Source organism: Streptomyces sp. R302 (assembly GCF_012927245.1).
Lineage (GTDB): Bacteria > Actinomycetota > Actinomycetes > Streptomycetales > Streptomycetaceae > Streptomyces.
In genome coordinates, this window is the sequence record NZ_JABBGE010000004.1 from 90,901 (window position 1) to 115,173 (window position 24,273).

Below are 24,273 nucleotides of genomic sequence, written 5' to 3' on the forward strand. Positions count from 1 at the left end.
GCTTCCCACGCGCACGGCCGTCCGCTCCGCCAGGATGGGCGCATGGGATTCCATGTCGACTCAGAGACCGGCCGGCTCCGCCGCGTGATCCTCCACCGCCCCGATCTGGAGCTGAAGCGGCTGACCCCGTCCAACAAGGACGCCCTCCTCTTCGACGACGTGCTGTGGGTGCGGCGGGCCCGGCAGGAGCACGACGGCTTCGCGGACGTGCTGCGCGACCGGGGCGTCGCGGTGCACCTCTTCGGCGACCTCCTCGCGGAGGCGCTCGACGTGCCGGCGGCCCGGACGCTCGTCCTCGACCGGGTCTTCGACGAGAAGGAGTACGGGCCGCTCGCCGCCGACCACCTGCGGGCCGCCTTCGACTCGCTGGAGACCGGCGCGCTGGTGGAGGCGCTGGTGGGCGGGATGACGAAGCGGGAGTTCCTGGCCGCGCACCGGGAGCCGACCTCGGTCCGCTTCCACGCCCTGGAGCTGGACGACTTCGTGCTCGGCCCGCTGCCCAACCACCTCTTCACCCGGGACACCTCGGCGTGGATCTACGACGGGGTGTCGATCAACGCGATGAGGTGGCCGGCGCGGCAGCGCGAGACGGTGCACTTCGAGGCGATCTACAAGCACCATCCGCTCTTCACCGGCCCGGAGGCGGGCCCGTTCCACCACTGGTCGGAGGGGCAGGCCGACTACCCGTCGACGATCGAGGGCGGCGACGTGCTCGTGATCGGCAACGGCGCGGTGCTGATCGGGATGAGCGAGCGGACCACCCCGCAGGCGGTGGAGATGCTGGCCCGGGGGCTGTTCGCGGCGGGTTCGGCGCGGACGATCGTGGCCCTCGACATGCCGAAGCGGCGGGCGTTCATGCACCTCGACACGGTGATGACGATGGTCGACGGGGACACCTTCACCCAGTACGCGGGGCTCGGGATGCTGCGCTCGTACACGATCGAGCCCGGCGACGAGGGCCAGGCGCTGCGGGTGACGGACCATCCGCCGGAGCAGATGCACAGCGCGATCGCGGCGGCCCTCGGCCTCCAGGACGTGCGGGTGCTGACGGCGACGCAGGACGTGCACGCGGCGGAGCGGGAGCAGTGGGACGACGGCTGCAACGTGCTCGCGGTGGAGCCGGGGGTGGTGGTGGCGTACGAGCGGAACGTCACGACCAACACGCATCTGCGGAAGCAGGGCATCGAGGTGATCGAGATCCCGGGGAGCGAGCTGGGCCGGGGGAGGGGCGGCCCGCGCTGCATGAGCTGCCCGGTGGAGCGGGACGCGGTGTGAGGGGTCTCGCACCCCGAGTCTGTATAAGCATGCTGGTCTATGTATAGACTTCCAAAGTCCCGCGGGATCCGTCCCCTGGTCCCGCAGGACCCGTCCCCGACCGGCACCCACCCCTCCCACCCCAGGAGCGCCCCTCATGGCCCTTGACCTCTCCGGCCGCCACTTCCTCAAGGAGCTGGACTTCACCGCCGAGGAGTTCCGCGGCCTGGTGACCCTCGCCGCCGAGCTGAAGGCGGCCAAGAAGGCGGGCACCGAGGTGCAGCGGCTGCGCGGCCGGAACATCGCCCTGATCTTCGAGAAGACCTCCACCCGCACCCGCTGCGCCTTCGAGGTCGCCGCCGCGGACCAGGGCGCCACCACCACCTACCTCGACCCCTCCGGCTCCCAGATGGGACACAAGGAGTCGGTGAAGGACACCGCCCGCGTCCTCGGCCGGATGTTCGACGGTATCGAGTACCGGGGCGACAGCCAGGCCACCGTGGACGAGCTGGCCGCCTTCGCCGGCGTCCCCGTCTTCAACGGCCTCACCGACGACTGGCACCCCACCCAGATGCTCGCCGACGTGCTCACCATGACCGAGCACAGCGACAAGCCGCTCGACGGCGTCTCCTTCGCCTACCTCGGCGACGCCCGCTTCAACATGGGCAACTCCTACCTCGTCACCGGCGCCCTGCTCGGCATGGACGTGCGGATCGTCGCCCCCGAGGCGTACTGGCCGGCCGAGGGGGTCGTCACCGCCGCCCGGAAGCTGGCCGAGGCGAGCGGCGCCACCCTCACCCTCACCGACTCCGTCGCCGACGGCGTCCGGGGCGCCGACTTCGTCGTCACCGACGTGTGGGTCTCGATGGGCGAGCCCAAGGAGGTGTGGGACGAGCGGATCACCGCCCTCGCCCCGTACTCCGTCACCATGGACGTGCTGCGCGCCACCGGGAACCCGGACGTGAAGTTCATGCACTGTCTGCCCGCCTACCACGACCTGGGCACGAAGGTCGCCCGCGAGGTCCACGACCGGCACGGCCTGACCGAGCTGGAGGTCACCGACGAGGTCTTCGAGTCGGCGCACTCGGTCGTCTTCGACGAGGCGGAGAACCGGCTCCACACGATCAAGGCCGTCCTCGTCGCGACCCTGGCGGGTCCGGACGGGGCGTGACCGGGCTCCCGGCCGGCGCTCACGGCCGGGGGCGAGGCCGCTGGGCGGGCACCCGGGGGAGCGTGAACCAGACCGCCTTGCCGCGCGGGGTCGGGCGGTGGCCGCAGTCGCTGCTGAGCGCCCGGAGCAGAAGCAGCCCGCGGCCGTGCTCCTGCCAGGGGTCGGCCTCGGCGTCGGGATCCGGGCACTCCAGCCGGCCGAGGCGGGCCGGATCGGGGTCGTGCACCTCGATCTGGCAGCCGCCCGGCGCGGAGAGCAGCTCCACGACCAGCTCGATCGGGCCCTCGCCCGAGGTGTGCTCGACGGCGTTGGCGACCAGCTCGGCGGTGAGCAGTTCCGCGGTGTCGCGGTCCGGCCGCCCGGCCGCGCCGGGGTCGGTCCCGTCGAGCGCGGTACGGACCAGGGCGCGGGCGACGGGGACGGCGGCGGTGGTACGCGGCAGCCGGAGGCGCCAGGCGGTCCCGGGCGGGCCGGTGGGCGCGGGTGGGCCGGTGGGTGCGGGCATGGGGACGGGCTCCCTTTGCCGGGGGTGGCGGGAAGGCGACGGAGGACGGGCCAGGAGGACCTGGGACATCCCGGTTTCAACCATATAAGGGGGCGATTTCCAGCCACAGAGACCCCCCTCCCGACCCCGACAGGACCCAGGACCCGCCGTACGGGACTTTGGACGACCCGCCCGTACGGGACCTTGGGCGTCCCGTCCTACAGGTCCTTCTCCACCGCCCGTACGTACTCCGCTCCGCGCTCCCACAGCAGCGCGTGCAGCGCGGCGAAGACCTCCGCGGAGCGGCGCCCCGGCCAGTCGGCGGGCAGCAGCTCGGGCGGCAGGACCGGGTCCGCGTACGGCAGCCGGCGCCAGGAGTCGAGGGTGAGGAGGTAGTCCCGGTAGGCGTCCTCCTCCGTGCCCGGGTCCTCGCGCCGGGCGGCGAGGACCGGCTCGTGGCCGGCGAGGAACTCCTCGTGCAGCCGCGCGATCGCCGGCAGGTCCCACCAGCGGGCCACCGCCTCCGCCGTCGCCGTGTAGCCGAGGTGGTCGCCGCGGAAGAAGTCCACGTACGAGGAGAGGCCGAGCCGCTCCAGGGCGTTGCGGGTCTCCTCGTACAGCCGGCCCGGCGCGATCCACACGCCCGGCGCCGCCGTCCCGAAGCCCAGCCGGCCGAGCCGGGAGCGCAGCAGGTGGCGCTTGTGCCGCTCCTGCTCGGGGACGGAGAAGACGGCGAGGACCCAGCCGTCGGCGAGGGAGGGCTCCGCCCGGGCGTAGATCCGCCGGTCGCCGTCCTCCAGGAGCCTGCGGGCGTCGTCGGAGAGGGCGTATCCCGCCGCGCCGTCGGGGGTCCGGCGGGACAGCAGCAGCCCGCGCCGCTTGAGCCGGGACACCGAGGAGCGCACCGAGGGGGCGTCCACGCCGACCACCGCGAGCAGCCGGATCAGCGCGGCCACCGGCATCGGAGTCTCCTCCGCGGGCCGCCCGTAGGCGCCGTAGAGGGAGACGATCAGGGATCGGGGGGTGTGCTGCTCGGCCACGTGATCATTTTAGGCCGTGGAGCCCGGACCCGGCTGCTCCGGCTCCCGCAGCCGGTGGCGCTGGAGCTTGCCGGTGGCCGTGCGGGGGAGGGCGTCCACGAAGACGACGGCGCGGGGCGACTTGTACGGGGCGAGCCGGGCGCGGACGTAGGAGCGCAGCGCGGCGGCGGTGGCGGCGTCGCGCGCCACCCCCTCCCGTACCACCGCGTAGGCGACGACGACCTGGCCGCGCAGCGGGTCGGGGCGGCCCACGACCGCCGTCTCGACGACATCCGGATGGCCGAGGAGCACCTCCTCCACCTGGGGGCCCGCGATCGTGTACCCGGCCGAGATGATCATGTCGTCGGCACGCGAGACGTACCGGAAGCGGCCGTCGGGCTCGCGGACGTACCGGTCGCCGGTGACGTTCCAGCCGTCGCGCACGTACTCCGTCTGGCGGGGGTCGGCGAGGTACCGGCAGCCGACCGGGCCGCGCACGGCGAGCAGCCCCTCGTGCCCGTCGGGGACGGGCCGGCCGTCCGGGCCGAGGACGGCGGCCCGCCAGCCCGGCACCGGGCGGCCGGTGGTGCCGGGGCGGCTGTCGGCGTCGTCGGCGGCGAGGACGATGTGCAGCAGCTCGGTGGTGCCGAGGCCGTTGATCAGCCGGATCCCGGTCCTGGCGTACCAGGAGGTCCAGACGGCGTCGGGCAGGTGCTCGCCGGCCGAGACGCAGCGGCGCAGCGAGGACAGGTCGGCGGCCGAGCCGGTGTCGAGGAGGCCGAGCATCGCCCGGTAGGCGGTGGGCGCGGTGAAGAGCACCGAGACCCGGTTCCTGCCGATCGCGGCGAGCAGCTGCTGCGGCCCGGCCCGGTCGAGGAGTACGGCGCTGGCCCCGGCCCGCAGCGGGAAGACGAGCAGCCCGCCGAGGCCGAAGGTGAAGGCGAGCTGCGGCGAGCCGGCGAAGACGTCGTCCGGGCGGGGCCGCAGGACCCGCGCGGAGAAGGTGTCGGCGGCGGCGAGGACGTCCCGGTGGAAGTGGACGCAGCCCTTGGGGCGGCCGGTGGTGCCGGAGGTGAAGGCGATCAGGGCCACGTCGTCGGCGGCGGTGTCGGCGGCCGGTGCGGGCCCGGGTGTCCGGCGTCCGGCGCGGGCGCGGAGGTCGTCGGGCCCGTCGCCGCCGTACGGGACGACCCGCAGGCCCGGGACGCGGGCGGCGAGCAGCTCGTCGAGGGCGCCCGCGTCGCACAGCGCGAGGGAGCAGGCGGCGGTCCCGGCGGCGAAGGCCAGCTCGGCGGCGCGCTGCTGGGCCGGGACGGTGACGGCGATGCCGCCGGCCTTCACGACGGCGAGCCAGCAGGCGGCGAGCCAGGGGGTGGTGGGGCCGCGCAGCAGCACCCGGTTGCCGGGCCGCAGCCCCAGCTCGTCGATGAGCACCCGCACGAGCCGGTCGACGCGCTCGCGCAGCTCGCCGTAGCTCCAGGTTCCGCCCTCCCCGTCGTGGAAGGCGGGTCGCCCGGCGCCGAACCGCTCCACGGTCCGGTCGAGGAGTTCGGCGGCGCAGTTGAGCCGTTCGGGGTAGTCGAGCCCGGGCAGCTCGAAGAGCAGCCGCGGCCACTGGGCGGCGGGCGGCAGCCGGTCGCGGGCGAAGCCGTCGACGTGCCCGGAGGGCGTCAGCTCCACGGCCACGCCCCCGCGCGGCGACGTATCGTGGTGATGACGGCGGTCACCGCCCCGCGACAGTGCCGGCGACAGCGGCGGGGGTGGTGGCCGGGACGGCCGGAGGCGTCGGAGTAGGCCCGCATGTCCGCATTTTCACCCGATCCCGCGCGCCTCGCGCCACCGGCCCGAACTGCGCCGAATCCACCGGTGCTTGATCGACTGGTCGGGTCAGGGGGGTGGGCTTAGGGTCGAAAGGTGGACCGACCGGCCCACGGCTCCTGCGGTGAGGGCGCGACGCGCCATGAACGACAATGAGTAGCACACCGAAGCCGACGACACCGGCGGTGGACCCCACCCCCACCAGCCCGGGCGACGGCAAGGGCATCGCCCTGTTCGTCATCGCCTCCTGCCAGCTGATGGTCGTTCTCGACATCACGATCGTCAACATCGCGCTTCCGCACATCCAGAGCGATCTCGGCTTCTCGACCACCACCCTGTCGTGGGTGGTCAACGCCTACACGCTGACCTTCGGCGGCCTGCTGCTGCTCGGCGGCCGGGCCGGCGACATCCTCGGCAGGCGCCGCGTCTTCATCTTCGGCGTGCTGCTCTTCGGATTCGCCTCCCTGCTCGGCGGGTTCGCGCAGGAGGGCTGGCAACTCCTCGCGGCCCGCGCCCTCCAGGGAGTCGGCGGCGCGATCGCCTCACCGACCGCGCTCTCCCTCATCACCACCACCTTCGAGGAAGGCCCCGAACGGAACAGGGCCTTCGGGGTGTTCGCGGGCGTGTCGGCGGCCGGCGGAGCGATCGGCCTGCTGGCGGGCGGTGTGCTCGTCGAATGGCTCGACTGGCGCTGGATCTTCTTCGTCAACGTACCGATCGCCCTGATGATCGCCTTCCTGACCCCGCGGCACGTCCGGGAGTCCGAACGCCGTCCCGGCCACTTCGACCTCGCGGGCGCGCTGACGTCGACGCTCGGCATGGTGGCGCTGGTGTACGGCTTCATCCGCGCGGCGCAGCAGGGCTGGAGCGATCCCTGGACGATCGCCTCGTTCTGCGCCGCCGTCGTGCTGCTCGCCGTGTTCGTCCTGGTGGAGCGCCGGAGCCGGCAGCCGATCACCCCGCTGCACATGTTCCGCGACCGCAACCGCGCGGGCACGTACGGCATGATGCTCTGTCTGGCGGCGGCCATCTTCGGGATGTTCTTCTTCCTGACGCTCTTCGTGCAGCGGGTCCTCGACTTCAGCCCGCTGGAGGCGGGCCTCGCCTTCCTGCCGGTCAGCGCCGTGATCGCGGTGATCGCCGGCATCACCGCGAAGCTCCTCCCGAAATACGGCCCGAAGCCCTTCATGGTCCTCGGCGCCCTCTGCCTCGCGGTGGGCCTCTCCTGGCTGACCCTGACGGACGTCCACTCCACCTACGCGGGCTCGATCCTCGGACCGATGCTCGTCTTCAGCGCCGGCATGGGCTTCATGTTCGTCTCGCTGACCCTGATGGCCCTCTCCAACGTCAAGCCCGCCGAGTCCGGCGCCGCCTCCGGCCTCCTCAACGCCACCCAGCAGGTGGGCGGTTCCCTCGGCCTCTCCATCCTGGTCACCGTCTTCGGCACCGCCAGCCGCAACGAGGCCGACACACAGGTCCCCGCGTTCCTGGCCCAGGCCGGCCCCCTGGAGAAGGCCCGCTTCGCCGAGACCGGCGAGCTCCCGCCCCCCTGGGCGGACCAGGTCCTCACCTCCGGCGTGGCCGCCGGCTTCATCGTGGCCGCCGCCTTCGCCGTGGTCGCCTTGCTCATCGCCCTCTTCGTCATCCAGGTCCGCCCCTCCGACATAGAACGCCTCAAGGGCGGCGGGATGATGCCGGGCGGATGAATTCTCTTCCCGGGGTGTCGTGCGTGGAAATTGGCCGACCGCATTCGGTCGGCCGATCGCCGCGCATGTCCCGCGCATACGCGCGCGCATGAATTCCGTGCAATTCGGCCTGCATCAAGCTGCCACCGTCGTGGCAGCATTCGGCCACACGTCGCCGAAGCCGCAGATCAGGGCTTTCACCCGCGCCGACCACGGCCCTGCCCGAACGATTTTCGGAGCACCGCCTTCAACCGACGGGTTGTGGACCGGCTCTCGGCCCGCATAGCTTTTGCCCGTCGCTCGGCCGAGCGACAGGCAAAGGGTCGCGGATTCCCGCAGAACAGCCCCTTGAACACATGTGGCCGGATTGGATGTGAATTCCCATGACGAACTACGACGGTGACATCTCGCTCATCGAGGAGATCGCCGAGCAGGACTTCGACGGCGTCGCCTACGGCGCGTGCTCGACCAACACGTTCTCGCTCTCCGACTTCCTCGGAAACCAGGGCGGTTGGTGCACGCTCACCAAGGAGTGCCAGCCCAACTGCAACTGAGCCCGAAGGGCCGGGCACGGACCAGGGGCGGGGAGCGGCTCATGCTCCCCGCCCCCGGCGCAACGTGGAAATCTATCACCGTCCGCGCAGGGAGCCGGAGCATTGATCTCGCCCGCGAAGCTTTACCCAGAACTCGACAGCGTCGAGATCCGCGAAACCATCGAGCCCCTCGGCGTCTTCGCGTCCGCCGTCCACGACACGCTCGCGGCCCCGTCCGACGCCGCTCCGGAGGCCCCCTCGGCCGCCGCACTCGCCTGGACGCTGGAGCCGGAGACGTACCCCTTCCAGCGCGTGATCCGGCGACTGGCCCTCCCGGCGGCCGACCGGCTCCTCCCCGAGGACCTCACCGGCACCGTGGCCGACCCGGACGCCTTCGCGCTCCAGGTACTCGCCAGGTCCGAGGCCCGGCTCCGCGACGCGGCCACCCGCACCCTGGTCGCCGCCGTCAACAAGGCCTCCGGCGAAGGGGCGTTGCGCGGGGACACCCCGGAGGAGCGCTACCAGGACTTCGTCACCCGCGCGTGGAACGACGCCGTGGAGCCGTTCCCGGTGCTCCGCTCCGCCGCCGGACACATCGTGCGCAACGCCCGCGACGCCGCGCGGGAACTCGTCCGCCGGCTCCACGCCGACCGCGAGGCCGTCTCCCGCTTCGCCGGCATCGCCCCCGGCGACCCGCTGCTCTCCCTCGGCGGCGCCGACGGCGACTCCCACGCCCACGGCAGGGCCGTGAGCATCCTGACCTTCGCCTCCGGCGCCCGCCTCGTCCACAAGCCCCGGGACGTCTCCTGCGAGGCGGCCTTCGAGACCGTCGTCGAGCGCGTCAACGCGGAGGCCGGCTGCGCCCTGCCCGCCGCCCGCACCCTGGTCCGCGACGGCTACGGCTACGTCGAGTACGTCGAGCGGCAGGACGTCGGCGCGGACAGCGTGCCCTTCATGCGGGCCTGCGGCCAACTGGCCGCCGTGTTCTACCTGCTGGACGCCCGCGACATGCACTTCGAGAACATCCTGCCCACCCGCCGCGGCCCCGTCGCCATCGACCTGGAGACGCTGCTGCACCCCGCCCGCGTGCACACCGGCCCCACCCGCGAGGCCGAGGGGAACGCGTACGACGAGATCGGCCGCAGCGTCTACGGCATCGGGATCCTCCCCCTGGTCCTGGCCGGCAAGGACGAGGACTCCGGCCACGTCGACCTCGGCTTCCTCGGCGGCGACAACCAGGGCGTCTCCCCCTTCAAGACGATGGTCTTCGAGCACCCCTTCACCGACCGGATCAGGGTCCACCTCCAGGCCCGCCCGGCCGAACAGCGATCCACCGTGGTCAGGGAGACCACGGAGCGGGAGATCCACGGCCTCGCCGGGCAGATGGCCGACGGCTTCCGGCAGGTCTGCGAGGCGGTGACGGCCCGCCCCGCCTGGTGGACCGACCTCCTCCGGCGGATCGCGCCGTCCCTGCGCCTCCGCTACATCCACAACCCCACGTCGCAGTACGCGCAGATCCTGCGGATGACGGCCTCCGCCGCCGCGATGGCCGACCCGGAGCTCGCCCAGGCCCTGCTCCACCGGATCGCCATCCCCTCCCGGTTCTCCGACCGCCGGCTGATCGGCTCGGAACTGCGGCAGATGGCCGAACGCGACGTCCCCTACTTCACGGTCCCCGCGACCGGCACCACCGTCCACGACTGCGACGGCCGGGACACCGGCGTCCGCGTCGACCGCACCCCGCTCTCCCGGGCCCTCGCCAAGGCCGCGGCGCTCGACGAGCACGTGGTGCGGCGGCAACTCCGGCTGCTCCACTCGGCCTTCTGCTCCCGCTTCCCCGACAACCACCTCTCCGGCGGAACCCCCTGGAACGGCCGGGCCGCCGCCGGCGAGCGCACCGGCCTGGAGCGGCTCGCCCGGACCGTCGCCGACGCCCTCACCGCCGGCAGCCTCCCCGACCAGTACGGCCACCTGCCGACCACCTGGATCGGCCCGCTGGCCTCCGCGCAGGCCGCCCGGCCCTGGCCCTCCGGCGTCCTCGGGTACGACCTGTACACCGGACGCACCGGCCCCGCCCTCGCCCTGGCCGCGGCCGCCGCCCACTTCGGCGACGAACGCTACGCACAGGTGGCCCACGAGGTCTTCGCGCGCAGCGCCGGGATCCTCACCGACGGCGTCTACGAGCTCCGCAGCATCCGGCAGAGCGGCGCCGGCGCCTACACCGGGACCACCGGCCTGCTGTACGCCCTCGCCGAGGCCGGACGGATCCTGCGGGAGCCCGGCTGGGTGAAGGCCGCACAGGACGCCGTACCGCTGGTCGTCGAGCAGGTCGGCCCCGGGGACACCCCGGAGGTGATCTCCGGGATCTCCGGCATCGCCACGATGGTCGCCTCGATCGGCGGCGACCACGCCGCCGCCACCCTGGACACGCTCGCCGGAAGGCTGCTGCGCCACGTGGCCGAGCCGACGGGCTCCTGGTGGGAGCAGTCGGGCTTCGCGCACGGCGTCTCCGGGGTCCTGTACGCCCTCGCCGCCCTGCGCGACCACGTCGGGGACCGGGTCGACGGCGCGATCGGCGCCCTGACGGACCGTCTGGAGGCCTTCTACGTCCCCGGGGAGCGGAACTGGTCCACCAACTCCGCCTTCCCCGACCGGTTCTCGACCGGCTGGTGCCACGGCGCCGCCGGCATCGCCATGGCGCTCTCCGCGGCGACCGCCCGCACGGCGGACGAACGGGCCGCCGAACGCCTGGAGACGGCCCTCGACCAGACCTTCCGGCTGGGCTTCGGACGCAACCTCACCTGGTGCCACGGCGACCTCGGCAACATCGACATCGTCCGGCGGATCGCCGGCGCCGGCCGGGAACTCCCCGACCCGGACCGCCTCGACCAGGACCTCCTCGACCGGGCCGACGCCGTCGAGGCGAGCCGCCTCGGCCCGGACGTGATCGCGGAGAAACTCGCCGACACCGGGTCCCGCTACGCCCACACCGACAGCGCCATGGTCGGCTCCGCCGGTGTGCTGCTGCACCTCCTCGGCCGCCTCGACGGCGCCCGGCCCCGGGTGTCGCCGATCTGGCACGGATCCCTCTGATGGGACGCCGGGTCCCGTCCGTCACCCAGGTCACCCAGACCGAGTGCGGACTGTGCTGCTGCGTCGCGGTGCTCGGGTACCACGGCCGCACCGAGGACTTCGCGACCGTGCGCGAGGACCTGGAGGCCGGCCGGGACGGCCTCGGCGCCAAGCAGCTCGCGGACTTCCTGCGCTCGCGGGGCATGGACGTCAAGGCGTTCCGGGCCCGGAGCGTGGAGGCCCTGCGCGGCTTCACCGAACCGGTGATCCTCTTCTGGGAGGACTACCACTTCCTCGTCCTGGAGCGCTTCGACGGCACGACGGCCTGGGTGATGGACCCGGCCGTCGGCCGCAGGCGCCTCACCCGCGAGGCGCTGGAGGCCGGCTTCTCCCAGGTGGTGATCGCCGCCACCCCGGGCCCGGCCTTCGTCCGGCAGTCTCTCCCCGCCGCCCGGCACTGGCGGTCGCTGCCGCTGGTCCCGGCCGACGCCGGCCGCCGCATCGCCCTCGTCGCCCTGCTGTCCCTCGGCTCGTACGCGGCGGTCCTCGGCATCCCGGCCCTGACCAAATGGGCCGTCGACCGCGACGACGGCTGGAGCGACCTGTCCCATACGGGCCTGGTCGCGGCGGCGGTCGCCGCCGCCGCGACCGGCTACCTGCTGCTGTGGATGCTGCGCACCGCCGCGCTCGCGGGACTGATCGCCGTGATGGGCCGTCACCTGATGAGCCACGTCTTCAGGAGACTCCTCTCCCTGCCCTTCAAGTTCTTCGCCACCCGGCAGCCCGGCGAGCTGCTGTTCCGCCTGAACACCGTCAACAGCGTCCGGGACCTGCTCTCCTCGCGGATCGCCCAGGGCGTCCTCGACGTCGGCACCCTCGCCTGCATCGGCGTCTACCTGTTCGTCACCGAGTGGCGCATCGGACTCCTGGCGCTCGGGCTGCTCCTGCTGAACGGCGGCGTCCTCTGGCTGAGCCGGCACCGGGTGAAGGAGGTGACGGACACCGAGCTCGCGCTGCTCTCCCGCTCCCAGTCCACCCAGCTCGACGCCGTCGTCTCCGTGCCCACCATCAAGATGGGCGGCTACGCCGGCCGGTTCGCCGACGAGTGGGAGGCGACCTACCGGGCCTCGCTGGACGCCATGCGCGTCCGCATGCGGATCCAGCAGGGCTGGATCTCCGGAATCGCGGCCACCACCCAGATGTTCGGCCCGCTGGCCCTGCTCCTCGCCGGCCTGCACTTCGTGTCGCGGGGGACGGTGACCGTCGGCTCCGCCATCGCCGTACAGGCCGTGGCGGGCACCTTCTTCGCCCTGAGCAGCTCCGTCTTCCAGATGCTGACGGAGATCACCGAGACCTCCCGCTACGTGAGCCGGCTCAGCGACATCACGGCCCACGAGAGCGAACCGGAGGGCGGACCCCTCACCGAACTCCCCGACACCTCGGTACGGCTCCGGGAGGTGTCGTTCCGCTACACCCGGCACAGCAGGCCGGTGCTCGACGACGTGTCCCTGGAGATCCCCGCCGGCGCGAAGGTCGCGTTCGTCGGCGCGTCCGGCTCGGGCAAGTCCACCATCGGACGCATCGTCTGCGGCCTCCACCAGCCGACCGGCGGCACCGTCGAGTTCTGCGGCCGCCCCATGAGCGCCTACCGGACCGACTTCCTGCGCGGCCAGATCGGTTACGTCCCCCAGGAGGTGCACCTGCACAACCGCACCGTCCTGGAGAACCTGACCCTGGGCCAGGACATCGACGAGGCCACGGTCCGGGAGTACTGCGCGGCCGTGGGCATCCTCGACTTCGTCGACGAACTGCCCATGGGGCTGCGGACCCTGGTGTCCGAGCTGGGCGCGAACTTCTCCGGCGGGCAGCGGCAACGCCTCGCCATCGTACGGACCCTGCTGCAGCGCCCGCGGATCATCGTCATGGACGAGGCGACCGCCTCGCTGGACACGGCCAACGAGCGCCGGGTCTCCCGGATCATCGCGGAGACCGGCGCCACCCAGATCGTCATCGCGCACCGGCTGGCGACGATCCAGGACGCCGACCTCATCCACGTCCTCGACCGCGGCCGGATCGTGGAGCGGGGCACGCACGAGGAACTGCTGGCCCTGGACGGGGTGTACGCGGGGCTGTACGCGGAGCCGGTGGCGACGGGGGCCGGGTGACACCGGCGGGGCGGGCCCGTCCCGGCCGGGCCCGTCCTCGGAACGGAAGGCAACGAAAGGTGCTGTGATGATCGAGGTCCAGAACCTCACCAAGCGGTACGGCGCGAAGGTCGCCGTGGACGGCCTGTCGTTCACCGTGACCCCGGGCAAGGTGACCGGATTCCTCGGCCCCAACGGCGCCGGCAAGTCCACCACCCTGCGCATGATCCTCGGCCTGGACGAGCCCACCGCCGGCCGGGCCACCGTCTGCGGCGTCCCCTACCGCGACCTCGCCCGCCCGCTGACCCGGGTGGGCGCGCTGCTCGACACCGGGGCCGCGCATCCGGGCCGCGGCGCCCGCGACCACCTGCGGGTCCTCGCCGCCTCCCACGGCCTGCCCGCCGGCCGGGCCGACGAGGTCCTGGAGCAGGTCGGCCTGGCCGCGGTGGCCCGGCAGCGGGTGCGCGGCCTCTCCCTCGGCATGGGGCAGCGCCTCGGCGTCGCGGCGGCGCTGCTCGGCGACCCCGAGGTGCTGGTCCTCGACGAGCCGGTCAACGGGCTCGACCCGGAGGGCGTCCGGTGGATCCGGGAGCTGATGCGGGCGCTGGCCGCGGAGGGCCGGACGGTCCTGGTCTCCTCCCACCTGATGAACGAGATGGCGGTGACCGCCGACCACCTCGTGGTCGTCGCCCGGGGGCGGCTGCTCGCCGACACCTCCGTGGACGCCTTCGTCGCCGCGCACTCGGACGTCACCGTCGTGGCCCGGGTGTCCGACCCGGAGGGAATGCGGCGGGCGCTGGGGGAGCGCGGCATCGAGTCCGTGCGGCGGGACGACGCGACGCTCGCGGTGAGCGGTGCCTCCGCGGAACAGGTCGGGCGCGTCGCGAGCGCCGAGAACATCACCGTGTTCGGGCTGACGGAATCCGGCAGTTCGCTGGAGGAGGCGTTCATGAGACTCACCCGGGAACACGCCGAATACCGGGCCTCGACCGGAGGGATCCGATGAAACACGCAGTGGCCGCCGAATGGGTCAAACTGACGACCCTGCGGTCCCCGAAATGGTCCCTCGCGGTCTATCTCGGCCTGATGATCGCGCTGGCGATCGTCTACGGCACTTTCTCCGGCGAGAAAATGCTCACGGCGCCCGGATTCGACCCGGTGGGCCTCGGCCTCTCCGCCGTCCCGCTCGGGGCGATCGTCCTCGTGGTCATGGGGATCCTCGCGGTCACGGGCGAGTACGCGTCGGGGTCGATCAGGACCAGCCTGCTGGCCGTCCCCGACCGGGCCCGGTTCTACTACGCCAAGGTGGGCCTCGTCAGCCTGGTCAGCGCGGTGCTGGCGGTGGCCGGAGTCGTACCGGCCTTCCTGATCGTGCAGTACGGCATCGGGGAGCACGCGGCGCCGGCGGGAGCGGCCACGGCGGGCCGTCTGCTGGGGGCGGTGCTGTACACGGCGCTGCTGGTGGCGTTCTCCATGGGTGTGGCGACGCTCCTGCGCTCCGGGGCGGCGACGCTGTCCCTCCTGCTCCCGCTCTTCTTCATGCTCTCCACGATCCTGAGCAACATCCCGGTGGTGGGCGAGGCGGCGCGGTTCCTGCCGGACGTCGCCGGGGGGACGGTGCTCAGCGGTTCGGAGCCCGAGGGGGTTCTCGGGCCGTGGTCGGGACTCGGCGTACTCGTCCTGTGGACCGCCGGAGCGGTGGGCGCCGGACACCGGGCGACGGTACGGAGGGACGCCTGAGGAATCTCCCCGTTCGGGCCCCCGCGCGAATGCGCGGGGGCCCGAAGTGTTTTCCGGGGGAATTCCGGTGTGTGCGCTCGGCGTCGCCCGGTCTATGCGTTCAGCGAATGCGGAGAGGACAGGCTGGGAGACGTCCTCCGGAGACGGAGGACGACGTGTTCGGAATTTCGGCATACGAATTGATTCCCGGACGCATTCCGTTCGTTCCTCACGAAGGAGAAGATCATGGAGAAGATGCAGGCCGACGTCCTCGGCGGCTACGACGAGTTCGAGCTCGTCGAGATGGGCGAGGCGGACGTGTACGGCGGCACGACCTGGAGCTGCGCCGTCGTGACCGCCGTGGCGACCCTGGTGTCCGCCTCCGCCTGCCCGACCACCAAGTGCACCAGCCAGTGCTGAACCGCTTGGCGGCTCTGATACGCGCGGCCGGCTGAGCCGACCGCAGCGTCGGCCACGTCGGACGGGGCGGGGCGGGCGGGACCGAGGTCCCACGACCCCGGCCCCGACCCCCCGGTCTTCGCCCCGTCCGACGTCCCGACCACGCACACCCCCCGCTTCCCCCCCCCCGCCTCTTCCCACCCCCCTCTTCCCACTCCCTCTTTCCACCCGACATCCCACGACCCGGAGGTGCGGTCACCATGGGCGTTCGCCCGGAATCACGTCGGACCGCACGACGCGTGCCGGCCGTCACCCAGGTCGCCCAGACCGAGTGCGGACTCTGCTGCTGCGTGTCCCTGCTCCGCTACCACGGGCGGGACGAGGGCGTCTCCGAGGTGCGGGAGGACATGGACGCGGGACGGGACGGCCTGAGCGCCCGCCAGCTGTCGCGGTTCCTGGAGTCCCGCGGCATGCGCAGCCGCCTGCTGAGCGCCCGCGGCGTCGCCGCGCTCACCCGCTTCACCTCGCCCGTGATCCTCTTCTGGGACGACCACCACTTCGTCGTCCTGGAGAGCTTCGACGGCGAGCGGGCCGTCGTCATGGACCCGGCCGTCGGCCGCCGCCGGCTGACCCGCGACGAACTCGCCGAGCACTTCAGCGGCGTCGTCGTCACCGCCGAACCCGGGCCCGAGTTCCGCCGGCTGCGCCGCCGGCCCTTCGCCGACTGGCGGACGATGCCCCTGCTGCCCCGGGGCGCGGGAGGCCGGATGGCCGGAGTCGGCGTCCTCTCCCTGGCCGCCTACGCCGCGGTCCTCGGGATCCCGCTGCTCACCGAGTGGTCCGTGGACCGGTTCTCCGGCTGGACCGAGCTCGGCGACCACCTGTGGGTCATCGGCATGGTGGCCGGCGCCGCGCTCGGCTACTACCTGCTGCACCTGCTGCGGATCGTGCTGCTGTCCTCGCTGGTGGCGGTGGTCGGACGGCACCTGATGGACCACGCGTTCGGCCGGCTGCTCTCGCTGCCGTACCGGTTCTTCACCACCCGTCAGCCCGGCGAGCTGCTCTTCCGCCTCGGCAGCGTCAACGCCGTCCGCGACATGCTCTCCTCCCGGGTGGCCCAGGGCGTCCTCGACATCGGCACCATGGTCTGCGTCAGCGGCTACCTGCTGCACGCCGAATGGCGGCTCGGCCTGATCGCGCTCGCCCTGGTGGCGGCCAACGCCGGCTATCTCGCCACCACCCGGCAGCGGGTCCTCGAAGCCGTCGACATGGAGCTCACCCACCTCGGCCGGAGCCAGTCGCTGCAACTGGACGCCATCGTCTCCATCCCGACCATCAAGATGGGCGGCTACGCCGACCAGTACCTGGAGACCTGGCGCGAGACCTACGCCGACTCGCTGGAGGCGATGAAGGCGCGGATGCGGCTGCAGCAGGGCCGGGTGTCCGGAGTGGCGGCCACCATCCAGATGTTCGGGCCGCTGCTGCTGCTGCTCGCCAGCCTGTACTTCGTCGGCCGCGGGACCATCACCATCGGCGGGGCGATCGCGGTGCAGACCGTCTCCGCCACCTACTTCGCGATCTCCACCTCGGTCTTCCAGGCGTACGCCGAGTTCACCGAGACCAGCCGCTACATGTCCCGGCTGAGCGACATCACCCGCACCGAGCCCGAGGGCCCCGGCGGCGAGCTGAAGGAACTGCCGTCCCCCTCGGTCGAGCTGGACCGGGTGTCCTTCCGCTACACCCGGCACAGCGAACCGGTGGTCCGCGAGGTCACCATGGACATCCCGGCCGGCGCCCGCGTCGCCCTGGTCGGCGCGTCCGGGTCGGGCAAGAGCACCCTCGCCCGGATCGTCTGCGGGCTCCACGAACCCACCACCGGCGCCGTGCGCTTCGGCGGCCGGGACGCCGCCGCGTACGACCGGGACTCCCTGCGCCGGGTGATCGGCTACATCCCGCAGGAGGTCCACCTGCACAACCGGTCGATCCTGGAGAACCTCACCCTGGGCCAGGACGTCCCCGAGGAGACGGTCCGGGAGTTCTGCCGCGACGTCGGCATCCTGGACTTCCTCGACGACCTGCCGATGGGCCTGCACACCCTGGTCGCCGAGATGGGCTCCAACTTCTCCGGCGGGCAGCGGCAGCGGCTCGCCATCGTACGGACCCTCCTGCAGCGGCCGTCCATCCTCGTCATGGACGAGGCCACGGCCTCCCTGGACACCGTCAACGAACGCCGGGTGACCCGGCTGATCGAGAGCATCGGCGCCACCCAGATCGTCATCGCGCACCGTCTGTCGACCGTCGAGTCCGCCGACCTCATCTACGTGTTCGACCAGGGCCGGATCGTCGAGCAAGGAACACATTCAGAACTCATGGACGGAGGCAGCGTGTACCGCGAGCTGTACGCGGCGACGGCCGAGGAGAACGGCCTCACGGCCGAGGACGACGGTCCGATCACCGACGGAACCGGCCTGCGGGCCGAGGGAACCGGCCGGACGGCCGAACTGCTGGCAGGAGGTGCCGGGGCATGAGCGAGAGCGCGGTGGCCGTCGAGGCCTTCCTCCCCTTCTACACCCACGTGGCCCCCCGCGCCGCGGTCGACCGGGAACTCCGCGAACCGCTGCTGCGGGCCGCCGCCCCGGACCGCCGCGACACCGTGGTGGACCAGGCCCACGACGCCCTGCTGCGGATGGTGGAGACCCAGTCCTACCGGGCGCTCATCGGCGAGTTCCACACCTTCCGCGAAGGCCTCGGCCTGCCGATGGAGTCCGGCGCCGACACCGCCCTGCGCCGCTTCACCGCCCACCTGGAGGAGCCCGGCGTCCCGGCCGCCCTGCTGGAGAAGTACCCGGTCCTCCAGGGCCGGTTGACGACGATGCTGGCGAACTCCCTCGACGCGTACCGCGAGTTCCTCACCGCCTTCGCCGACGACCGGCCGCTCCTCGCCGAGGCCGGCCTCCTCGCCGGGCCGGACGGCGACGGCGCGCTGCTGTCCGCGATCTCGCCCAGCGGCTCCGACCTGCACAACGACAACCGCCAGGTGCACATCCTCCATCTGGCCGACGGCACCCGGCTGGTGTTCAAGCCGCGGGCGCTCACCGCCGACGACTTCGTCCGCGACGTGTACCGGGCGGTCGACCCGTACCTGGAGCACTCGCTGTCCCGCTGCGTCCCCCGCTCGCTGACCGTGGGCACGCACGGCTGGCAGGAGTTCACCGTGCCCACCCCCATGGAGGAGGCGGACCAGCCCGGCCGCTACTTCTACCGGATCGGCGCGCTCGCGGTGCTCTTCGGTGCCATCGGCGCCACCGACCTGCACGACGAGAACCTGCTGGCCCGCGGCGAGCACCCGTGCGTCATCGACACCGAGACCATGCTCCGGCCGGACGCCGGGGTCGGCGACGTCGAGCTCCCCGACGTGCTGATGAACCACACCAAGCTGTCCGTCGCCTCCACCATGCTCGTACCGATGGTGAACCCGACCTCGCCGGTCGACTTCATCATGGCGGGCGTCGGAGTCGCCGGCGACCAGCCGTCCTCCATGACCAGCGCCGTGATCCGCGACCCCGGAACGGACGCCATCGCGGTGTCCCGGGAGCCGTTCAACTACCGGCAGGGCGACAACGTGCCCCGGCTCGGCGAGCGGCACCTGGCCGCCACCGACTGGTTCGACGCCATCCTCGCCGGCTGCCGCGCCGCCCTGCGCGCCCTCAGGGACGGCGCCGTCACCCGCGTCATCGACGCGCGTCCCGAGGTGCCGGTACGGCTGCTGCTGCGCTCCACGATGATCTACGGACGCTTCATCGACGCCTCCACCCACCCGAAGTACCTCACCGACCCCCGGGAGGCCGAGCGGCTGTTCGGACTCCTGAAGATGCACCAGGACTACCTCTCCCCGGAGGCGGAACGCTTCGCCGCGGAGCAGGAACGCGCCTCGCTGCGCGTCGGCAACGTGCCCTACTTCGTCACCCGCGGCGACTCCGACGCCCTCGGCACGGTCGCCGGCTCGACGCCCGGGGTGTACGCGGCGACCGCGTCCGGCTTCGCCCGGCGCGGCGTCGCCCACAACGCGGCCCGCAGCGACGCGTACCACCACTTCCTCCTGGAGGAGTGCTTCGGCGAACTGTGCGGCGAGGACACCCCCGGCGGGCTCTCGTCCTCCGGCGTCTTCGGCGGGCAGCTGCTCGCCGAGGCCCGTCCCGGCGCCTGGTGGCGGGGGATCGCCGCCCGGATCGCCGAGGTACGCGTCCCGGCCACCGGTCCCGACGGCCGCGAGGAGTGCGGCTGGGTCGGCGGCATCGGCCCCGACCGCGACGCCTCCACCATCACCCCCGGCAACTTCGTCTCCTTCCACGACACGGCCGGCGTGGCCTCCTTCCTGGGCCGCGCCGCCGCCCGCGACGAGAGCCTCGCGGGCCCGGCCGGCAGCGCCGACCGCGGCCTCACCACCCTCCTCGCCAAGTACGGCGAGGCGCTGCTGCAGCGCCCCGAGTCGGTGTTCACGGGCGCCGCCTCGCTGCTCCTCGTCCGCCCCGAGGACCCGGCGACCGAGTCCGAGCGGCTCGCCGGCCTGATCGAGGCCCTGGAGGAGCGCGCGGCGCGAGGCGAGCTGGAGACCGACCTCGCCAACGGCCCGGCCGGCCTGCTGATGGTCCTCCTCGACCGCCTCCGCCGCGACGGCTCCGCCCTCCCCGCCGACACCGCCACGGTCGAGCGGCTGACCGACCTGACCCTGTCCCACCTCGGCCTCGACCGGGAGGCCCACTGGTCGGACCTGGCCCACGGCGAGCTCGGACTGCGCTGGGCGGCCGCCCGCACCGGCGCCGTCCTGGGCCTCGAACGCCCCGCCAAGGAGGCCGCGGACTGGCTGATCGGCCGCTGGGAGCGGGACGGCCTCCCGGACGAGCACGGCTGGTGCAAGGGCGCCGCCGGCTTCCTCCTGGCCGGCTCGGAGATCCTCGCCGCGGCGGGCCGGGCGGACTGGCTGACCGGGCCCCGCCTCGCCGAACTGCTCGGCCGGGCGACCGCCCTGCCGGCCGGCCGCGCGGTGGACCTGTCCGCCTGCCACGGCAGCAGCGGCGTCGTCCAGGCCCTGATCGGCGCGGGCCGCACCCTGGGACGGCCGGACCTCTACGAGCGGGCCGCCGCCCATCAGGGCGAGGTCCTCGGCCGGATCCGCGAGGACGGCTGGTTCACCGGCGCGGCCGGCCGGACCTCGCTGATCGGCTACATGCTCGGCTGGGCCGGCGTGGGCGACACCGACCTGATGCTCGACTCCCTCCTCGGCGGCGCCGACCCGGCCGGACTGCGCCTGCCGCTGGAACTGTCCGCGCCTCCCCGGCGCTGACCGCCCGCCTGTCCTCCGTTCCCCCTCGTCGAAAGGGCTGCCGGGATGCGGCACTCGATCCTCCTCCCCGTCAACGCCACCCGCCCCGAGCAGGTGATCCCCTTCGCCAACCTCGTCAAATGGGGCGGCGCGGCCCGGCTGTGGCAGGGGCAGGGCCTCGTCCTGGAGAGCCACCAGATCGTGAACTGGCTGGCCGGCGCGGGGATCAGGGTGCCCGCCGGGTTCGGCGTCTCCCTGATGCCCTACCGCTCGCCGTACAACGCGGCGGTCGAGGCCCGTTCGGTGGCCCTGGCCACCGGGCACGAGGTGGTGGCCGGCTACGGGCCGGGCTCGCTCGCCGCGCAGACCTGCGCCATGGGACGGCCCTACCCCAGCCAGCTCACCGCCTGCCGGGAGTACCTCACCATCGTCCGGGACCTCCTCGACGGCGGGATCAGCGACCGCGAGGGGGAGATCTTCTCCGCCAAGGCGCAGCTCCTGCCGTTCCACAAGCCGGAGGTGTCACTGGGCCTGGGCGTCCTGCGGGAGCGGATGGCCGGACTCGCCGGAGAACTGGCCGACGTGGCCATCACCTGGATGGCCTCGGCGGCCTACCTGGAGGAGTTCCTGATCCCGGCGCTGCGGGGCGCGAAGGAGCGGCGCCCGGAGCAGCCGGCCAAGGTCACCGCGTACGTCCCGGTGGCGCTGGCCGGCCCCGACCGGGACATGGCGAAACTGCTGCGGGCGACCGTCGGGGGGCACATCCAGTTCCCCCACTACCAGGCCGCCCTGCGGCGCGCCGGGATCCGGATCACCGGCGACGGCGGGCCCGACGACGTCCGCGCCCTGGTGGACGGCGGGATCTTCCTCTACGGGACGGCCGAGGAGATCCACCGGAAGCTGGACGCCTACCGGGCGATCGGCGTGGACGAGGTGGTCCTCAACGTCACCGGGGTCGCCGCGGTGCACGGACCCCGGGCCGCCGCGTCCGACCTCTACGAACTCCTGAAGGCCGCGCCCTGAGAGGAACCCTGCCGGGCCCGCTCCAGGTCGCGGGCCAGATGGGCCCGGCGCCGGCCGTTCACGCGGCGGCTGCGCCGGTCCTCGGGGGTGCTGTACATCAGTTGGGTGTGGAAGTAGTTGACGTGCTCCAGGACGGCGAAGAGGGCGAACAGCAGGCCCGGGACGCTCCCGGTGCCGGGATCCACGGCCACCATGAGCGCGGTCAGCGGAACGCCGAGCCCGAGCAGCACCACGTTCACCACCCGGGCGGCGGCGAACCAGGCCGCGCCCGGCAGCGGTGCGCCGGGCTCGGCGGACAGGGCGCGGAGCTTGACCGTCCAGTACGCGGTGCCTTCGAGCAGGAGCAGGACGACGAGCCCGAACCCGAGGAGGTTGGCGGCGGTCGTCGGCACGCCGGCCACACCGAACCAGACGGCCGTCTGCAGCGGGACGTTGACCAGTTCCCCGATCGCGAGCGACAGCAGCCGCCGCCGGACGCCCGCCCTCATCGGCGCGCCATCTCGGCCACCAGGCGGTGCGCCCGGTCGGTGTCCCAGGACAGCGCGGCGGCCCGGATGGCCTCGACGCCGGGCGGGACGTCCAGGCCCAGTTCGTCGGCGAAGACGGACTGGCATCGCTCGACCACGCCCAGCGCGCCGGCCACGTCGCCCTGCGCGCAGTAGGTGGCGGCGAGCAGCTGCCACAGCTTCTGCCGGTAGGGGGCCTCGGCGAGGACCGTCTCGATGCGGTACGCCAGCATCTCGGTCCGGTGGGTGAGGAGACAGGCGGTGAAGAAGTCCTGGCAGGCCTCGAAGCGGGTGTTGCTGAGGCCCACGGTGTGCGCGTGGAACCACCGGGTGGCCGGGAGCCGCTGGCCGAAGGGGCCGCGCCAGAGGGCGAGGGCCTCGTCCAGGACGCCGACCGCCGTCGGGTGGTCGCCCGCGGCCAGGAGCTCCCGGCCCTGGCGGGCGAGCCCCAGGAAGCGCGACAGGTCGAGTTCGTCCGCGTCGACGGTGAGGGCGTACCCGGTCTCCGCGCCCCGGCTGGTGGTCAGCCGCTTGCTCAGCCCCGGCTGCGCGGAGTCCAGGCCGCGGCGGAGCCCGGTGAGGTGGCTCCTGATGTTGGCCACGGCGGAGCTCGGCGGCTCGTCCCACAGCAGTTCGGTCAGCTCGCCCATGCCGACGAACTGTCCCCGGCGCAGCAGCAGCGCGGTGAGCAGGGCGCGGCGGGCGGCCGACTGCATCTCGGCACCGCCCGCGATTCTCACAGGACCCAGCAGTCGGAAAAGCATCTGGCTCCGTCACCTCTCGTGTGGCGTGCTGAGGCGTGGACCGGCCCCGGGCCAGCGGGGATCGCCGCCGACGGCATCGTGTGCCCTGGCGGCGTGTGATCGGCACCACGCCTCCCTCGGGGCCGAATATGGCAGTGCCTCAGGCGGGGAGGAACCAGGCCCGATGGCCGCATCCGGCCAACCCGGTGCAGCATCCGGCCCGACCGGCCGTTTCCTGCGGGTCTCACGATGTGGTCCCTGGTGACTCATGGGGAAACCTTTACCCTTCGAGCACGCACCTTCTACAATCCGTGCAGCACACGTTGGCCAGACCCTCCCCCCTGCCTTCTCCCGCGGAGTGCCTCTTGATCGTGTACCACATGGCGGTCCTTGGCCTGAGTGCGGCGGAAGAGGAGATCTACCGGCACCTGTTGCGCAACCCCGGGGTCGAACTCGACGACGTGCACGTGCTGTTACGGCAGGACCCGGTCGTCTCGGCCGCGGCGGTGCGCCGCCTGCGGGACCTGCAGGTCATCCGCGAGGACGGCGGCAGGGCGTGGCCGCACAAGCCGGAGCTGGTGGTCAACCGGCTGGCCCAGCAGCGCCTGGACGAGTTCTACAGCACCATCCGCACGCTCTCCGACCTGAACCCGCTCGTGGACGCCCTGAGACGCGAGGCGCACGACCGCGGCTCGAACGCCGAACAGGCCCCGGTGGAGCGGCTGATGGGGCTGCCGGCCATCCGCGAACGGCTGGACGAACTGGCGTTCTTTGCTCGAACGGAAGTCCTGTCCTCCGAGCCCTACGACGCGCTCACCCCGGAGAACATCGAGCGCTCCCGCGAGCTGGACCTGCGCTGCCTGCGCCGCGGCGTCGTCCTGCGCAGCCTGGTCCGCGCCACCGCGGTGGCGGACGACACCACGCGCGCGTACCTCCAGGAACTGACCGCCGCCGGCGCCCGGATCCGGGTGCTCGACGACCTGAGCGAGCTGATGATCGTCTACGACCGCCACACCGCGCTGGTCCCGGTGGACCCGAAGGTCACCTCCCGAGGGGCCCTCTGCTCCAGCGAGGAGGGGATCGTCACCGCCGTCGTCAACAACTTCGAACGACTCTGGGCGGGCGCCACGGAGTTCGCCGAGATGGTCGGGCACGGGGACGGCGCCCCGGACGAACCCCGCCTGACCGACCTTCAGGTGCAGGTGCTCCGGGCGATGTGCACGGTCGCCAAGGACGAGACCGGCGCCCGCCAGGTCGGCGCAGCGCTGCGCACCTACCGCCGCCACATATCGGAGCTGATGCGGATCCTCGGCGCGGAGAACCGCGCCCACGCGGCCCTGCTGGCCCGCGAACGAGGCTGGGTGTGAGGACAGGAGCCGG

At 72.8% G+C, this 24,273-nt stretch carries 18 protein-coding genes; 13 read left to right on the plus strand and 5 right to left on the minus strand.

The genetic code is table 11. The features are described from left to right. Positions 1-42: 42 nt before the first annotated feature. Together HHL19_RS13515 and argF are read left to right on the plus strand one after the other, a co-directional pair. Positions 43-1,275, plus strand: coding sequence for an arginine deiminase (locus tag HHL19_RS13515; protein WP_169089133.1), 1,233 nt, complete (start codon positions 43-45; stop codon positions 1,273-1,275). A 136-nt stretch (positions 1,276-1,411) separates the two neighbouring features. Then, positions 1,412-2,425, plus strand: coding sequence for an ornithine carbamoyltransferase (argF, locus tag HHL19_RS13520; RefSeq protein ID WP_169089135.1), 1,014 nt, complete (start codon positions 1,412-1,414; stop codon positions 2,423-2,425). A gap of 19 nt (positions 2,426-2,444) precedes the next feature. Here the strand turns inward: argF and HHL19_RS13525 are convergent, their stop codons facing one another. From HHL19_RS13525 to HHL19_RS13535, 3 genes are all read right to left on the minus strand, one after another. Further along, complete coding sequence (locus HHL19_RS13525) at positions 2,445-2,930, minus strand: ATP-binding protein (protein WP_169089137.1); 486 nt, start codon at positions 2,928-2,930, stop codon at positions 2,445-2,447. Positions 2,931-3,127: 197 nt separating this feature from the next. Beyond that, positions 3,128-3,949 carry a PaaX family transcriptional regulator C-terminal domain-containing protein gene (locus HHL19_RS13530; RefSeq protein ID WP_169089139.1) on the minus strand — a complete coding sequence of 274 codons (822 nt, stop codon included), beginning with the start codon at positions 3,947-3,949 and terminating at the stop codon, positions 3,128-3,130. Positions 3,950-3,958: 9 nt separating this feature from the next. Then, on the minus strand, positions 3,959-5,608 hold the full coding sequence (locus HHL19_RS13535; protein ID WP_169089141.1) for an AMP-binding protein: 1,650 nt from the start codon (positions 5,606-5,608) through the stop codon (positions 3,959-3,961). 290 nt (positions 5,609-5,898) lie between these two features. On the opposite strand from HHL19_RS13535, the gene HHL19_RS13540 reads away from it, so the two are divergent. From HHL19_RS13540 to HHL19_RS13585, 10 genes are all read left to right on the plus strand, one after another. Next, entirely contained in the window at positions 5,899-7,452 is a 1,554-nt protein-coding gene (locus HHL19_RS13540) for an MFS transporter (protein WP_169089143.1), read from the plus strand. 362 nt (positions 7,453-7,814) lie between these two features. After that, positions 7,815-7,985, plus strand: a complete 171-nt coding sequence (locus HHL19_RS13545; RefSeq protein ID WP_169089145.1) for a plantaricin C family lantibiotic — start codon at positions 7,815-7,817, stop codon at positions 7,983-7,985. Between the two features lie 102 nt (positions 7,986-8,087). Beyond that, positions 8,088-11,057, plus strand: a complete 2,970-nt coding sequence (locus HHL19_RS13550; RefSeq protein WP_169089147.1) for a type 2 lanthipeptide synthetase LanM family protein — start codon at positions 8,088-8,090, stop codon at positions 11,055-11,057. Then, positions 11,057-13,201, plus strand: coding sequence for a peptidase domain-containing ABC transporter (locus HHL19_RS13555; protein WP_169089149.1), 2,145 nt, complete (start codon positions 11,057-11,059; stop codon positions 13,199-13,201). The genes HHL19_RS13550 and HHL19_RS13555 overlap by 1 nt, the downstream gene beginning before the upstream one ends. A gap of 67 nt (positions 13,202-13,268) precedes the next feature. Further along, complete coding sequence (locus HHL19_RS13560; RefSeq protein WP_169089151.1) at positions 13,269-14,186, plus strand: ATP-binding cassette domain-containing protein; 918 nt, start codon at positions 13,269-13,271, stop codon at positions 14,184-14,186. Further along, positions 14,183-14,920, plus strand: coding sequence for an ABC transporter permease subunit (locus tag HHL19_RS13565; RefSeq protein WP_169089153.1), 738 nt, complete (start codon positions 14,183-14,185; stop codon positions 14,918-14,920). Before HHL19_RS13560 ends, HHL19_RS13565 begins: the two co-directional genes overlap by 4 nt. A 225-nt stretch (positions 14,921-15,145) precedes the next feature. Next, positions 15,146-15,319 (plus strand): class II lanthipeptide, LchA2/BrtA2 family, encoded by a 174-nt coding sequence (locus HHL19_RS13570; protein ID WP_169089155.1) that lies wholly within the window; start codon positions 15,146-15,148, stop codon positions 15,317-15,319. 278 nt (positions 15,320-15,597) lie between these two features. Further along, the gene (locus HHL19_RS13575; RefSeq protein ID WP_169089157.1) at positions 15,598-17,826 is read left to right on the plus strand and encodes a peptidase domain-containing ABC transporter; all 2,229 of its coding nucleotides are present in this window, start codon (positions 15,598-15,600) and stop codon (positions 17,824-17,826) included. Continuing rightward, on the plus strand, positions 17,823-20,642 hold the full coding sequence (lanM, locus tag HHL19_RS13580; RefSeq protein WP_169089159.1) for a type 2 lanthipeptide synthetase LanM: 2,820 nt from the start codon (positions 17,823-17,825) through the stop codon (positions 20,640-20,642). Before HHL19_RS13575 ends, lanM begins: the two co-directional genes overlap by 4 nt. 45 nt (positions 20,643-20,687) lie before the next feature. Then, positions 20,688-21,644, plus strand: a complete 957-nt coding sequence (locus tag HHL19_RS13585; RefSeq protein ID WP_169089161.1) for an LLM class flavin-dependent oxidoreductase — start codon at positions 20,688-20,690, stop codon at positions 21,642-21,644. Here the strand turns inward: HHL19_RS13585 and HHL19_RS13590 are convergent. After that, positions 21,617-22,132: a hypothetical protein gene (locus tag HHL19_RS13590; protein WP_240981594.1), complete on the minus strand. Its 516-nt coding sequence runs from the start codon at positions 22,130-22,132 to the stop codon at positions 21,617-21,619. The genes HHL19_RS13585 and HHL19_RS13590 overlap by 28 nt on opposite strands. Next, the gene (locus HHL19_RS13595) at positions 22,129-22,914 is read right to left on the minus strand and encodes a BTAD domain-containing putative transcriptional regulator (protein WP_206325943.1); all 786 of its coding nucleotides are present in this window, start codon (positions 22,912-22,914) and stop codon (positions 22,129-22,131) included. The genes HHL19_RS13590 and HHL19_RS13595 overlap by 4 nt, the downstream gene beginning before the upstream one ends. Positions 22,915-23,273: 359 nt before the next feature. Between HHL19_RS13595 and HHL19_RS13600 the strand changes: the two genes are divergently transcribed. Further along, positions 23,274-24,260, plus strand: coding sequence for a helix-turn-helix transcriptional regulator (locus HHL19_RS13600; RefSeq protein WP_169089163.1), 987 nt, complete (start codon positions 23,274-23,276; stop codon positions 24,258-24,260). Positions 24,261-24,273: the final 13 nt, after the last annotated feature.

Excerpts from the sequence above, each read along its gene's own strand:
- HHL19_RS13570 (WP_169089155.1), top strand. The coding sequence starts at position 15,146 with ATGGAGAAGATGCAGGCCGACGTCCTCGGCGGCTACGACGAGTTCGAG.
- HHL19_RS13600 (WP_169089163.1), top strand. The coding sequence starts at position 23,274 with ATGGCGGTCCTTGGCCTGAGTGCGGCGGAAGAGGAGATCTACCGGCAC.
- HHL19_RS13595 (WP_206325943.1), bottom strand. The coding sequence starts at position 22,914 with ATGCTTTTCCGACTGCTGGGTCCTGTGAGAATCGCGGGCGGTGCCGAG.
- HHL19_RS13590 (WP_240981594.1), bottom strand. The coding sequence starts at position 22,132 with ATGAGGGCGGGCGTCCGGCGGCGGCTGCTGTCGCTCGCGATCGGGGAA.
- HHL19_RS13540 (WP_169089143.1), top strand. The coding sequence starts at position 5,899 with ATGAGTAGCACACCGAAGCCGACGACACCGGCGGTGGACCCCACCCCC.
- HHL19_RS13515 (WP_169089133.1), top strand. The coding sequence starts at position 43 with ATGGGATTCCATGTCGACTCAGAGACCGGCCGGCTCCGCCGCGTGATC.
- HHL19_RS13565 (WP_169089153.1), top strand. The coding sequence starts at position 14,183 with ATGAAACACGCAGTGGCCGCCGAATGGGTCAAACTGACGACCCTGCGG.
- HHL19_RS13585 (WP_169089161.1), top strand. The coding sequence starts at position 20,688 with ATGCGGCACTCGATCCTCCTCCCCGTCAACGCCACCCGCCCCGAGCAG.
- lanM (WP_169089159.1), top strand. The coding sequence starts at position 17,823 with ATGAGCGAGAGCGCGGTGGCCGTCGAGGCCTTCCTCCCCTTCTACACC.
- HHL19_RS13560 (WP_169089151.1), top strand. The coding sequence starts at position 13,269 with ATGATCGAGGTCCAGAACCTCACCAAGCGGTACGGCGCGAAGGTCGCC.
- HHL19_RS13555 (WP_169089149.1), top strand. The coding sequence starts at position 11,057 with ATGGGACGCCGGGTCCCGTCCGTCACCCAGGTCACCCAGACCGAGTGC.
- argF (WP_169089135.1), top strand. The coding sequence starts at position 1,412 with ATGGCCCTTGACCTCTCCGGCCGCCACTTCCTCAAGGAGCTGGACTTC.
- HHL19_RS13525 (WP_169089137.1), bottom strand. The coding sequence starts at position 2,930 with ATGCCCGCACCCACCGGCCCACCCGCGCCCACCGGCCCGCCCGGGACC.
- HHL19_RS13545 (WP_169089145.1), top strand. The coding sequence starts at position 7,815 with ATGACGAACTACGACGGTGACATCTCGCTCATCGAGGAGATCGCCGAG.